General features: G+C 67.5%; 11 protein-coding genes and 2 pseudogenes. 10 read left to right on the forward strand and 3 right to left on the reverse strand.

The genetic code is table 11. The annotated features are described in order from the left end of the window. A partial coding sequence (locus LQD00_RS06385; RefSeq protein ID WP_232716169.1) for a transposase occupies nt 1–491 on the forward strand: 491 nt, incomplete at its 5' end. Nucleotides 492–794: 303 nt separating this feature from the next. On the opposite strand, the gene LQD00_RS06390 is transcribed toward LQD00_RS06385, so the two are convergent. Then, entirely contained in the window at nt 795–1502 is a 708-nt protein-coding gene (locus LQD00_RS06390; RefSeq protein ID WP_232716171.1) for a type 1 glutamine amidotransferase, read from the reverse strand. Between the two features lie 282 nt (nt 1503–1784). Here LQD00_RS06390 and LQD00_RS06395 point away from each other — a divergent pair, with 282 nt between their 5' ends. From LQD00_RS06395 to LQD00_RS06435, 9 genes and pseudogenes are all read left to right on the forward strand, one after another. Continuing rightward, on the forward strand, nt 1785–3086 hold the full coding sequence (locus LQD00_RS06395; protein WP_232716173.1) for an MFS transporter: 1302 nt from the start codon (nt 1785–1787) through the stop codon (nt 3084–3086). A gap of 80 nt (nt 3087–3166) precedes the next feature. Further along, the gene (locus LQD00_RS06400; RefSeq protein ID WP_232716174.1) at nt 3167–3949 is read left to right on the forward strand and encodes an MFS transporter; all 783 of its coding nucleotides are present in this window, start codon (nt 3167–3169) and stop codon (nt 3947–3949) included. 49 nt (nt 3950–3998) lie between these two features. Continuing rightward, on the forward strand, nt 3999–5033 hold the full coding sequence (locus LQD00_RS06405; RefSeq protein ID WP_232716175.1) for a LacI family DNA-binding transcriptional regulator: 1035 nt from the start codon (nt 3999–4001) through the stop codon (nt 5031–5033). A gap of 223 nt (nt 5034–5256) precedes the next feature. Beyond that, entirely contained in the window at nt 5257–6339 is a 1083-nt protein-coding gene (rutA, locus tag LQD00_RS06410) for a pyrimidine utilization protein A (RefSeq protein WP_232716177.1), read from the forward strand. A gap of 202 nt (nt 6340–6541) precedes the next feature. Continuing rightward, nucleotides 6542–7531 (forward strand): carbon-nitrogen hydrolase family protein, encoded by a 990-nt coding sequence (locus LQD00_RS06415; protein WP_308195933.1) that lies wholly within the window; start codon nt 6542–6544, stop codon nt 7529–7531. Continuing rightward, entirely contained in the window at nt 7528–9174 is a 1647-nt protein-coding gene (locus tag LQD00_RS06420; protein WP_232716180.1) for an amidase, read from the forward strand. The genes LQD00_RS06415 and LQD00_RS06420 overlap by 4 nt, the downstream gene beginning before the upstream one ends. Next, on the forward strand, nt 9167–10666 hold the full coding sequence (locus LQD00_RS06425) for an MFS transporter (RefSeq protein ID WP_232716181.1): 1500 nt from the start codon (nt 9167–9169) through the stop codon (nt 10664–10666). Before LQD00_RS06420 ends, LQD00_RS06425 begins: the two co-directional genes overlap by 8 nt. Beyond that, a pseudogene (locus tag LQD00_RS22875) lies at nt 10663–11167 on the forward strand (isochorismatase family protein). Before LQD00_RS06425 ends, LQD00_RS22875 begins: the two are co-directional and overlap by 4 nt. 19 nt (nt 11168–11186) lie before the next feature. Further along, on the forward strand, nt 11187–11684 hold the full coding sequence (locus tag LQD00_RS06435; RefSeq protein ID WP_232716183.1) for an NADPH-dependent FMN reductase: 498 nt from the start codon (nt 11187–11189) through the stop codon (nt 11682–11684). 6 nt (nt 11685–11690) lie between these two features. Here LQD00_RS06435 and LQD00_RS06440 read toward each other — a convergent pair whose 3' ends face one another. Continuing rightward, on the reverse strand, nt 11691–12491 hold the full coding sequence (locus LQD00_RS06440) for an SDR family NAD(P)-dependent oxidoreductase (RefSeq protein ID WP_232716185.1): 801 nt from the start codon (nt 12489–12491) through the stop codon (nt 11691–11693). Between the two features lie 75 nt (nt 12492–12566). Next, a pseudogene (locus LQD00_RS06445) lies at nt 12567–13164 on the reverse strand (pyridine nucleotide-disulfide oxidoreductase); the annotation flags it as partial.

Raw genomic sequence — 13164 nt, forward strand, 5'->3', positions numbered from 1 at the left:
CACCGGCGGCAGCGTTCGTCCGGGCCGGCCGCTCCCTGCTCACCCGCTACCGGTTGGCCCAACGAGAAGTCACCGACCTGACCCGCGAGCTCACCGCACTGCTGACCACGATGGTTCCCACCCTGCTTGCACGCCCGCACATCGGGCCGGTCACCGCCGCCCGACTGGTCATCACCGTCGGGGAAAACATCGACCGGATGCGCAGCGAAGCGACCTTCGCCAAACTCGTCGGCGTCGCCCCACTACCGGCCTCCTCGGGCAAAACCCATCGTCACCGACTCAACCGAGGTGGTGACCGGCAAGCCAACAGCGCCCTGCACATGATCGTGGTCGGCCGGATGAAAAACCATCCACCCACCCGCGCCTACGTCGAACGCCGTTCCGCCGAACACAAAACGAAGAAAGACATCATCCGCTGCCTCAAACGCTACGTCGCCCGCGAAGTCTTCAAAGACCTCACCACCGACCTCGGAGCACTGGACAAGCTATAGGACCATCTCGTCGCCTACGCTCCTCGCACCTCCAGTGCCCGCGGCCGGTGATCCGGCCGTCGTGAGGGTCGAAAGGGCCCGCTCTCTGAGAAGCGCCCAGATCTCGACTGCCGAACCTCAACTCGACCGGCAGACGTCGATCGAAGTCTGCCAGTCGGGTTGACGTCGACCGGTAGTTGAGTGGCGACGGTGACTCGCCAGGCCTTCGTGGCTCGTCGACTTCGATGCGCTCCTTCGTCGCTACTCAGCCCGGCGGTTTTCGCTCCTCGCACCTCAGGCAGGGGGGAGTCGCTTCCTTGCGCCTCAGGCGGCAGTGACGCCGATCCCGGCGTGCTCGAGGAACCGTCCGACGAGCCGGTCGCAGCGGGCCGCGGCCTGGTCGGCAGCGGCGTCGATCTCGGTAGCCAGGGCGCGGGTGTCGACCGAGCCGTCGTCGCTGCTCGACCGTGCGCTCGTGAATCCCTTACGCCACGCGGAGAAGCAGTCCGGGGTGATCTCCGGATGGAACTGCACACCCAGGTGCGGTCCCGAGACGTAGGCCTGGACACCCGCGTCGTTGACCGCGATCACCTCGGCCACGTCGGACACGGTGATCGTGTCGTGGTGGAACTCCATCCACGGGCCCTCTTCCACGAGATCGGGGCGGGTGGTGCTGACGTTGACGAAGCCGTGCTCGGGACGCGTGCTCGGTGCCACCGAACCACCGAGCGCCCGCGCGAGGATCTGGGCGCCGAAGCAGACACCGAAGATCGGTACCTGCTGGGCGATCGTGTCGGAGAGGTACCGGAGTTCGGGTTCCACCCACGGCAGCGAGGCATCGAAGGCCGAATCCGGGGAACCGGTCACGCACACCAGGTCGAATCCACTTGCCTCGGGGAGAGACTCGTCTTCGACGTCCCGGATGACGACGTCGAACCCGCGGTCGGCGAAGGCGGGGAGCAACGAACCGAGAACCGTTTCGCGCCACTCCGGCCGCACACCGTGAACGAGTGCGAGAACCCTGCCGCTCACCTGAACTCCTCTCGAACATCTGTGACCGGTCAGGTTAGTCGTTCGCGCGGCTCACAGAATGCTCGGGCCGCCTCCGGATCAACGGTGACAATCGGCGTGGTTCGGCCGGCGGCGTGGATTCGGGCAGGTCAGAGTGCCGCTGGTCGATGACGGAGGTGCGCAATACGGGCGCCACGATCAGGTTGCCGATCGGTTACAGCGGTCGGATTGAGTACTCCTGCACGGTGATGCCGGTGCCGTCCGGCGCCCCTCACGGCCACCGGTGGCAAGGAGGCAGGACACATGACAGTGAAGGTCGCGGCGGGCCGAGGCGATGCCGGAACCCGTTTGCTCGCAGGGGCATCGGGTGTGGGTTTCATCCTCGCGATCTGCGGCTCGAATGCGATGACGCCGCTCCTCCCCGGTTACATGGACCGCCATGGCTTCGGGCCGGCCGCCGCCGCCGTGCTGTTCGCCACGTACTTCGTCGCACTCATCGTGATCCTTTTGATCTCGGCTCGCGGGCCACTGATCCGGCACACGCGCACGGTCCTGCCGATTGCGTTCCTCACGGCGATCGTCGGCGACCTCGTGGAGATCGTCGGCGCCTGGTATCCGCTACTGCTCTTTCCCGGCCGGTTGATGACGGGCGCGTCGGTGGCGCTGAGCACCGGTGCGGCGGCGGCGATGATGGTCGCCGCCCGCGGTGAGAGGGGGCGTGCGTTCATGGCGACCGGCTCGCTCATCGGTGCCGGTACCGGCCTCATCGCCGCGATCCTCATTGCCGTGTATCTGCCCTGGCAGTTGGTGACGGTCTACGCCGTCCACGCGGTCGCGATGACGATCTGTCTCGGTTTCCTGTTCGCCGGATTGCGGGCCGCGCCGGATCTGCTTGCGCCGGACCGTGATCCCGTGCCGACGGTCGTCGAACCGGAGCTCGCGGACGTACCGTCGGCACACACCGGAGATCTCGACGTCGTGGTCGAATCGTCCCGGTCCCGCGACCCCGGTGCATACCTCGTCGGGGCGCTCGCCTGGGCGATCGGCGCACTCGCGGTCGGTGCGATGCCGAACGCGATTCTCGCGACGGGCATCAGCGACTCGTTGCTCGTGGCCCAATGTGTCGGCGGCGCATGCCTGATCGTGTCGATGCTGGCGAACTTCGCCGGCGTGGGCCTTCGCGTCATCACCACCCTGCCAGCAGTGGGATCACTGCTGGCGCTGGGCTGGTCGATCGCCATCGCGGGTCTCGCGATGGGTCGCCTCGAGGTCATCCTGCTGGGCACCGTCATCGGCGGCATCGGTCAGGCCGGCGGATACCGGGTCGCGCTCGCGTACATCACTGTGGGGCTCACACCCATCCAGCAGGGCCGCGTCGCGGCGACGTTCTCGGCCTTCGCCTACAGCGGTGCCGGCGTGATGGTGGTGCTCGACGGCGTTGCCGGACAGCTCGCCGGAACGATCGGCGGGGCCGTGACCATCGGCGTCGTCTACGCGGTCACCTCGGCGATCGCGATCGGGCTGGTCCTGCGTCGTACACGGCGGACGGCGCAGCCGGCCGTGACCCGGCCGGTGGATCGCGAAACCGCCGACACTGCATCCTGATCGAAGCCGACGGTCGGTGACACCGCAGGTCAGCGGCCTTCTCTCGGGGAGGTGCCGGGCGTGTGCCTACGGTGGATGTCATGGCACCCCTGACGCGCGTCTCCGGCCCGATCACCTGGCTCGCAGTGATTTTCGCAGTAGCGCAGGTGGTGGCGCCGGTTGTGCCGTTCTCCGGGATCGGTGCCTCACCCAACGAGTCGACGACCGATCTGCTCATCACGCCGGCCGGTTGGACGTTCTCCATCTGGAGCCTGATCTACCTGCTGTCCGTCGTCTTCGCACTCGCGGTGGTGTGGAAGGGCGCGACGGGGACCGCAGATCCGCGTCGTCTGCTGATCGATCTCGAGATCGCCTTCGCCGGAGCGGCCATCTGGATACTGGTGTCCGCGGCGGAATGGACGTGGGTCACCCCGATCGTGCTGACCGTGATGACGGTGGTCCTGCTCGACGCCGCACGCGTCGCGGCGCGCCCCGCCGACGACGAGGCGCCTGGCTGGTTGCGGGTGCTCGCCCGAATCCTGGTCGGCATCTACGCCGCGTGGGCCACCGCAGCGGTGTTCCAGAACTGGGCGGCCGCCATCGGCGCCGACCTCGCCGACCCGCAGTCCCTCGGCTGGCAGCTCACGATCCTCGTCCTGTGTGCACTCTTCGGTCTCGCAGTCACGGTCGCGGCCGGCTCCGTGCTCGTCGCCTACCCGCTCACGCTGATCTGGGCGTTCCTCGGCATCCTGGCCACCGCCCAGGGTGAGACGACCGCCGTCGTGTGGGTCGCCATCGTCACGATCGTCGCGCTGGTGGTCACCACGGGTGCCGTGTTCGTCCTGCGACGCCGTCGCGTCGACCGCGCCCCGGCCGTCACCTAGAGGGGTTTCACCACGGCTCGAGCGGTCGTGGCCTTCTAGAATCTTCCTCGTGCGCAACAAACCCGTCACGGGCTACGACGTCGCCCGCCGGGCCGGGGTGTCGCAGTCGACGGTGTCGCGCGCGCTGCGCGACGACCCGCGGGTGATCGAGGAGACCCGCGCCCACATCCAGGCGCTGGCCAGGGAAATGGGATACGTCCCGCACGTGACCGCGCGGAGCCTCATCACGAGGCGGTCGTCGACGATCGGGGTGGTGACCGGCGACCTGCGCAACCCGTCGTTTCCGGTACTCGCCAACACTCTTCAGGACCGGTTCGCCCGCGACGACTATCGGGTGTTGTTGCTCAGCGACCGCGAAGGTCCGACGGGCACCGTGGACAAGGACCTCGAGGCCTTGCGCGGGGGTCTGGTCGACGGGGTCGTCTACATCTCGGCCCGACTCGACTCGCCGGTCGTCTCGGAGATGCTCGACTGGCGGATGCCGCTGGTCATCCTCAGCCGCGACGTCGACGGCACGCAGGCCGGCCGGGTCGACCGAGTCACGTCGGACAACATCGGTGGCGGGAGGCTCGTCGCACAGCATCTCGTCGACCTGGGGCATCGTCGGATCGGACTGATCTCCGGACCGGTGGACAACCCGAGCATCAAGCTCCGCGAGACCGGGTTCCGGGACGAACTGGCAAGGCTCGGAGCCGATCTCGACGAGACGATGGTGTACCGCGGTGAGGTCGACGCGAGGACCGGACTCGACGGCGGCCTGCGCCTGCTCGGCCGATCTGACCGGCCAACCGCCTTGTTCTGCGCCACCGACTATGTGGCTTTCGGAACCCTCGACGCCGCGAAACGGCTGGGACTCGCTGTGCCGGAGGATGTCTCGGTCGTTGGTTACAACGACCTCGACCTGGCGGGCTGGTCGATCTTCGATCTCGCGACGGTACGCCAGCCCCTCGAGGAGATGGCGTTGGCCGCGGCCGAGCTCCTGCTCGCACGGATCGACGGCGCCGCGGGCACCCCGGTCCACCGCGCCTTCGGTGTCGAATGGGTCGGCCGCGGCAGTGCCGGACCATGCCCCGACGGCGTCTGAAACCGAGCATTCGCTCGGCAACATCTCGGTAACCCGACGAACACCGTCACGCAAAAACCCCAGCATACATTCGAATGCATCCAGTTCGGGGGACACCCGGCCGGAACGGCCGGAGGGCGGCAGCGGGGCCGCCACTGGATCGCAAACCAACGGCGGAAACAAACCACGCGCGGCGCAGCTATGCCACGCGCAGGTTCTCATGACCACGCAGCGTAGGAGTGACATGGAAATCGGCGTCTTCATCCCCATCGGCAACAACGGCTGGCTCATCTCCAAGAGTGCGCCCCAGTACATGCCGTCATTCGAGCTGAACAAGACCATCGTGCAGAAGGCGGAGGCACACGGGCTGGACTTCGCGCTGTCGATGATCAAGCTCCGCGGCTTCGGTGGCGACACCGAGTTCTGGGACCACAACCTCGAATCCTTCACGCTCATGGCAGGTCTCGCGGCGGTTACCGATCGGATCAAACTGTTCGCCTCGACCGCCATCCTCACCCTGCCGCCGGCGATCGTCGCGCGCATGACAAGCACCATCGACTCGATCGCCCCGGGACGGTTCGGTGTGAACATCGTGACCGGTTGGGCACCGGGCGAATACACCCAGATGGGGTTGTGGCCGGGCGAGGAGTACTTCGGCTACCGGTATGAGCAGGCCGGCGAGTACGTGAAGGTCCTTCGCGAACTGTGGGCCGAAGGCTCCAGCGACTTCAAGGGCAAGCACTACACCATGGACGACTGCGTCCTGTCGCCGCCGCCGGCGGCCAAGACGGCCCCGATCGTCGCTGCGGGACAATCGAACACCGGTATGAAGTTCGCCGCCGAGAACGCCGACTTCAACTTCATCCTCGGCTCGGGGATCAACACCCCGCTGGCCGTGGAGGAATCGACGTCGACACTGGTCGCCGCCGCCAAGGAAAGCGGGCGGGACGTCGGGGCCATGGTCCTGTTCATGATCATCGCCGACGAGACCGACGAAGCGGCACAGGCGAAGTGGCAGGACTATCACGACAACGCAGACCTCGCCGCGCTCGGCTACATGGCCGACGAGTCCGCCGCCGACGCGAGCGCCGACGACAGCTCGACCGCCAAGACGATCTCGCTGCCCGAGGGTGCGGTGAACTTCAACATGGGCACCCTGGTCGGGTCGTACGACACCGTCGCGAAGATGCTCGACCAGGTCGCCGAACTCGAAGGCGTCAAGGGCATCATGCTGACCTTCGACGACTTCGTGAAGGGCGTGGACACCTTCGGCACCCGAATCCAACCGTTGATGAAGTGCCGTCAGGACAACGCCGCCGCGGCGTGACGCAGGCACCTGGTGAGCGGGCATCGAGTGCGCCTGCTCACCAGGTGGTTTCGATACGGCTCGTCGCAAGCTCCTCGCCTACTCAACCAGCGAGGGGGCGGCTCGTCGCAAGCTCCTCGCCTACTCAACCAGCGAGGGGGCGGCTCGTCGCAGGCTCCTCGCCTACTCAACCGGCGAGGGAACGGCAACTGACAAAAGGGTAGTGATGGTGCAATCGTTTGATGTCGCGGTCGTGCAGATCGGTGAGCTCACCGACGACGTCGACCACAATCTGGAACGGCTCGTCGACGCGGTCGAGGGTGTCACGTCAGGAGATGCGCCGGACCTTGTCGTCCTTCCGGAACTGATCACCGCACCCTACTTCTGCACCAGCCACGACACCGACCGGACCGGATGGGCGCAGACAATCCCGGGGGAGGCGACGCAACGAATCGCGGCCATCGCACGAAAGCGTGGCTGCGCCATCGCCTTCGGCACCTATGAGTGGACGACGGACGGCACCTTCCACAACTCGGTCGTCCTGATCGACGGCGCGGGAGAGATCGTCGACTGGCGAACCCCGCACGGCGGCCGGATGCCCGCCTATCGGAAACTGTCGCTGCCGGCGAGCAAGGTCAGCGGCATCGACATCGACGAGAAGTACCACTTTGCTCCGGGGCCGGCGCCCGCGACCGCGGATCTGCTCGGCACCCGCTTCGGTTGTGTCATCTGCTACGACCGGACCTTCCCCGAATACTGGGCGGTCGCCCGCGCACTCGGGGCCGAGGTGATGCTGGCCATCGTCTCGTCGCTGGGATCACGGGAGGACCTCTTCCTGGCCGAATTACAGACGCGCGCACTGGAATCCCAGATCTGGGTGATCGCGGCGAACCGCGCCGGACCGGAAACCCTCAACGGGGTCACCGTCGACTACTTCGGACTGTCGTGCGTGATCGCACCCAACGGTGAGATCGTCGCCCAGGCGCCTGCACACCAATCCGGCGAGACGCTGCGGTTCACCATCGACCTCGATCGTGTGTCCCAGGTGCGTCGCGCACTGCCGCTACGTCGCGACCGCCGTGCCGACGTCATCTCCCTCCTCGACGACCTGACATCTGGTGTCATCCAACCTCTTCCGATCGATCGTGGGTCCGACCACGGCGACGATGACGCCGTTCCGGCGACCGTCACCCCGATCGGGTTGCGGCGGTGACCGGAACCCACTACCCGGATCTGACCGCGGACGCGGTGGCCGCCGTGGACGAACTCGCCGGCGCTGCGCACACGGACATGTCGGAGGTCCTGCAACGATCCCGGGAGCGGACGCTGCCGGCGTCGCCGTGTGTGACCGGCGCCGAGCCTGCGGACTTCCACGGTCGGATGATGGCGTACCCGGTGCCCGACGGACCTCCGGTCCGGGTGCCGGTCGTGCGCACGGACGCCGCGCTGCACGATTTGGGCGTCGTCGAACTGCTCGAGGCCTTTCGCACGGGCCGCACCACCCCGACCGAGGTGCTCGAGGCACTGAGTCTGCGTTGGGACGAACCGGAACTCGTGGGCGGGGCGATCCTCGCCACCGTGGACGGTCGCTCTGCCGCCGCGGCGTCGGACGACCGCTGGCGATCCGGAACGCCCCGTCCGCTGGAGGGAATCCCGTTCGCGGTCAAGGACATCATCGACGTGGCGGCGTCGCCGATCACCGCGGGATCGCACACGACGGGCAACCGGATCGCAAGCGCCGACGCCACCGTGGTCGCCCGCCTCCGGGCGGCGGGAGCCATTCCGGTCCTCATCACCGCGACCACCGAATTCGCCTGCGGTGCGCCGTTCAACGCACGATACGGGCCCGTCACCAATCCCTGGGATCGGGAGCGGTGGACCGGAGGCTCGTCCACCGGTTCAGGTGGTGCGCTGGCCGCCGGACTGGTCCCGCTCGCACTCGGCTCCGACACCGGCGGTTCGATCCGCGTACCCAGTGCGCTGTGCAACCTCTCGGGTGTCAAGCCCACCTATGGGCTCGTCCCGCGAACCGGTGTGGTGTCGCTGTCGTGGACGCTCGATCACCTCGGCCCGATGGCGAGATCCGCCGCCGACCTGCGTGCTGTTCTCGCGGTAATCGCCGGTCCCGACGGCGTGGACCCGACCGCGGTGACGCCCTCCATCACCGCAGCACTCCGCGATCGGCTCGGCGACCACGGCGGGTTGGATGCCCCGTCCCTGGCCGGTGTGCGCGTGGGCATTCCGCGCAACTGGTTCACCGAGGTCTGCGACGCCGCGGTCCTGAGAGCCTGGCAGGCGGCCATCGGTGTTCTGTCGGATCTCGGCGCCGAGACGGTAGTCGTCGATCTGCCCGACGCGGAACTGCTGTTCGACGAGTTCACCATCGTCCTCGTCAGCGAACTCGCCGCCAACCAAGAGGGTGCGCTGGATCGGTTCGCGCACTTCGACATCGGCACCCAGGTGCGGATCGCGCGCGGCCGCGTGCCCGGGGCGATCGACTACATTCGCGCGTTGCGTCGGCGGGCGCCCGCGCTGACCGCCACGGTCGATGCCTTCGACACCGCCGGGATCGACGTCTTCGTCACGCCCGGTATCGGGGCGACCGCGCCACGTCTGTCCGACGTCACCGTTGAGATCAACGGGGAACGGCACCCGATGCAGGGCGTCATCGGCCGCAACACCGGCGTCTTCGATCATCTCGGTCTCCCAGCCGCGATGATCCCGGCGGGATTCGCGGACGGACTACCGGTGGGCGTCCAACTCGTCGGCCGACCGTGGGCCGACGACGCCGTCCTGCGGATCGCGCAGGCGTATCAGACCGTCACCGACCACCACCGTCGTCGACCGCATGAGTGAAACCCCGACACGCGCTGCTGCGAGACCGCATCCACACCCGTGGCGGGTGTTCGCCGCCACGAGTGTCGGGGTGATCGCGGTCTTCGTCGCGATGAGCGGACTGACCGTCGCATTGCCGACCCTCAGCCGCGAGCTCAATGCCACGCCGGCGCAGTCGACGTGGATCCTGTTGGGCTACATGGTGGTCACCACCGCGCTGATCCTGGTGTTCGGTCGGCTCGCCGACATCGTCGGCCGCCGTCCGCTCTATCTGTCGGGCCTGATCGTCTTCACGCTCGCGTCGACCCTGTGCATCGTGAGTCCGTCCGCCGAGTTCCTCATCGTCGCAAGGGTTCTGCAAGGGATCGGTGCGGCCGCGGTGGTCACCAACAACACAGCTCTGCTGACCGACACCTTTCCGCCGCATCTGCTCAGCCGGGCACTCGGCTGGAATGCGACGGTCGCCGCGATCGGCCAGATCATCGGACCGGTCGTCGGCGGAGCGGCCACCGCGTTGTTCGGTTGGCGGGGGTTGTTCGCTGCGGTGCTCGGGATCGCCCTGATCGCCACGGCGGCTTCGCTACTGGTGATCCCGCGGGGCGTGGGCGGCATCAGGAGTCGCGAACCCTTCGACCTCGCAGGCGCCATCCTGGCAACCACGTTGCTGACCGCTGTCGTGCTGGCGCTGACCCCGGGCTCGTCGGCCGCATGGCTGCCGTGGTGCTTCGGGGCGGTGAGTCTTGTCGTCGGCGTGCTGCTGATCGTCGTCCAGCGTCGCCGGGCGCATCCGCTGATCGATCTGAGTCTGTTCGCCGACCGCGGCATCTCACTGGTCCTCCTCGCCGGTCTGCTCACCGCCACCGCCACCTACGCAGTCGCCCTGATCATCTCGCTCTACGTGCAGGCCGTGGACGGGACCTCGCCGTTCGTCGCCGGTCTGCTCGTCACGCCGGTGGCGGCGGGGACCGTCATCGCGGCGTCGGCGGCCGGCTGGTTGGTCATCAGGATCGCGCCTCGCACACTCGCCGCGACCGGGATGGCGTTGAACACCGTCGGCGTGCTCGGTGTGGCCGTCGTCCTGTCCGCGGACGGTTCGCTCCCGGTGACCGCGCTGTTCCTGTTCCTGATCGGCACCGGCATCGGGTTGTTCATGACGCCGAGCACGAGCGTGCTGATGTTGACCGTGCCGGCGAAGCGTCGTGGGATCGCGAACGGGATGCGCTCGACGCTCCAGAACGTCGGCAACCTGCTCAGCACGGCGATCGTGGTCGCCATCATCCCCATCGGGCTGGGCGCCGCAGCACAGCAGGCGGCGTACGGCGGTTCCCCCGCCGCGTTCGACGATGCCGACCTCAGCCGGTTCGTCGACAACCTCCAGCTGGCCGGCGTCGTTCTCGGGGCCATGTCCGCGGTGGGAATCGCGGTGTGCCTGTCCTTTCCGCGCCGGATGCCCACCCCGGAAGCCGAGGTGCTGCCCGTTCCCGAGTACGCCACGACGAAGGAGTCCGCATGACCGAATCGAACACCCCGGCGCCGTCTGGACGCCTCGGCCGGACCGAGCAGGCAACGGATTACGCACGGGCCGGCTTCGGTCAGGAACTGACGCCTGGGGAGCGGCCTGCGCTCGTGCTCGTCGACCCGGCCCGCGCCTACATCGACAAGGACTGCGCGCTCTACGCAGGCGTCGAGGAGAACGTCGAGGCGATGCGGGCAATGTTGGCGTCCCGCGGGCGCTTTCCTCGGAACGAGCCTGAACTCGTACCTGAACTCGCGGCGGATCGACACCGTCTTTCTGGCCGGACTGTCGACGAGTGGGTGCGTCCGGGCCACCGCACTCGATACGATGCAGCACGGCTTCATCCCGATCGTCGTCGAAGATGCTGTGGGAGATCGCGATCCGGCGATCCACCATGCCAACCTCTTCGACATGCAACAGAAGATGGCCGAGGTGTGGTCGCTGGCAAGGACCCAGGAGTTCCTCGGCCGTCTGACCGCGCCGTCGTCCGACGGCTGAACCAACGAGAGGCATTGCCATGACCACTACCGTCGTCGCCGGTAATCCGAAACCCGGTTCGCGAACGCTCGACGCGGCCAACCGGCTCGCCGAATCGCTGACCGGTTCCGCACCAGACCACATCGTCGACGTCATCGAACTCGGCCCGGGTCTCCTCGGTTGGGGCGACGACAAGGTCAAGGCCGCCGTCGAAACCGTCGCGTCATCGGATCTCGTCGTCTTCGCGAGCCCCACCTTCAAGGCGACCTATACCGGCGTCCTGAAGCTCTTCCTGGATCAGTTCGCCACCGGCGACGGTCTGCGCGACGTCACCGCGGTGCCGCTGATGCTCGGCGCCGGACCGTCGCACGCCATGGCACCCGACCTACTGCTGAAGCCGGTGCTCGTCGAACTCGGCGCCGCGTGCCCGCTGCCCGGTCTGTATCTGATCGACTCCACGTACACCGAGGACACCCGGATCGCCGACTACACCGAGCGTTGGAAGTCGGCGTTGCCGGGCCAGGGGACCGGCGCCTGACGTCCCTCAGCTCTTGGAGCCGGACCCCGGTGCGGCGAGCACGCGATGGAGTGCCGCCTTCACCGCGTCGGGGGTGATCATGCTCGCGCCGGCCATGATTCGCGTCATCGTCGACGCGGCCACCGATCGGGCCTCTCCGCTCATCATCGCCTCGTAGCCTTGTTTGGCGACCTCGGCCGGATCGTCCTTGGACATCTGGCCCATGCGGGTGTCGTCCATCCGGGCGCGATGGAAGAAGTTGGTCTCGGTCGGCCCGGGCATCAGTGAGGTGACGGTGACCGCCGAGTCCTTCAGCTCGTTCTGCAGCGCCTCCGCGAACGATTGCAGGAACGACTTCGACGCGTTGTAGGTGGCCTGGAAGCTGCCCGGCATCATCGACGCGATCGACGAGGTGATCAACAGCCGTCCGGCGTCGCGCTCGACCATGTCGCGGAGCACGAGCTTCGCCAGGTGGACCGTGGACCTGACATTGAGATCGATGATCGACAAGTCCTCGGCGAGGTCGGTGTCGACGAATGCGCCCCCGTGCCCGATGCCGGCGTTCAGAGCGGCCGAATCGAGGGGCCGTCCGATGTGCTGTACGGCGGTGTAGAGCGCTTCGACGCCGTCGGCGGTGCGCAGGTCCGCGCGGACCGCCGTGACCTCGCGGCCCCGTGCACGCAGCCCCTCGGCGACTTCCTCGACTCCAACGTCTTCGGCGCAGGTGACCAGGTCGAACCCGTCGTCGACGAACAGTTCCGCCAGTTCTCGTCCGATGCCGCTCGAGGCGCCGGTGACCAGTCCCAGACGTGCTTGTGCGTGTGCCATGAACGTCGGGTACCCGCGTGTACTCGATTCATGCGCGATGCGCGGACGGAGGGCGACCGGCGCACGCGATTACCGTCACGAGCCGACTCGAAGCGGAATACCTCTTGTCCGCGCCACCTTGTGGGGCTCGGATGCGGCGAGCATGTCTTCACGCTCGACGACCTTCACGCGTTCGCGGTCCTCGGCGGCTCCGAGTGCGCGCTCGTGTTCGTCGAGGCGGTACCAGCCGTCCCAGGTGGTGAACGGAATGTTCTTGGACTCGAGCAGCTCGACGATGGCGTCCTCGCCGGGGGTGGCCGGTGCGAGGAGCTTGTCGGCTTCCATGTCCTTGAGGATGCAGTCGACGGTCTCGTTGGCGTCGCCCTTGGTGTGGCCGATGAGACCGACCGGGCCGCGCTTGACCCAGCCGGTGGTGTAGACGCCGGTGAGCTGGTCACCCTCGTCGAACACGCGTCCGGCCTCGTTGGGGATGACCCCGGCCTGGGAGTCGAAGGGGATGTCGGGCAGGTTGTCCGACAGGTAGCCGACCGCACGGTAGACCGCGCCGACCTCCCAGTCGGTGATCTTGCCGGTGGGCTTGACGTTGCCGGTGCCGTCGAGCTGGGTGCGTTCGGTGCGCAGGCCCACGACCTTGCCGTCCTCGCCGAGGATCTCGACGGGGCTTTCGAAGAAG

It is taken from the genome of Gordonia metallireducens (assembly GCF_021245825.1).
Taxonomy (GTDB): Bacteria; Actinomycetota; Actinomycetes; order Mycobacteriales; family Mycobacteriaceae; genus Gordonia; species Gordonia namibiensis.

Coding starts and splice junctions, on each gene's coding strand:
- LQD00_RS06395 (WP_232716173.1), top strand. CDS start 1,785: ATGACAGTGAAGGTCGCGGCGGGCCGAGGCGATGCCGGAACCCGTTTG.
- LQD00_RS06400 (WP_232716174.1), top strand. CDS start 3,167: ATGGCACCCCTGACGCGCGTCTCCGGCCCGATCACCTGGCTCGCAGTG.
- rutA (WP_232716177.1), top strand. CDS start 5,257: ATGGAAATCGGCGTCTTCATCCCCATCGGCAACAACGGCTGGCTCATC.
- LQD00_RS06425 (WP_232716181.1), top strand. CDS start 9,167: ATGAGTGAAACCCCGACACGCGCTGCTGCGAGACCGCATCCACACCCG.
- LQD00_RS06435 (WP_232716183.1), top strand. CDS start 11,187: ATGACCACTACCGTCGTCGCCGGTAATCCGAAACCCGGTTCGCGAACG.
- LQD00_RS06440 (WP_232716185.1), bottom strand. CDS start 12,491: ATGGCACACGCACAAGCACGTCTGGGACTGGTCACCGGCGCCTCGAGC.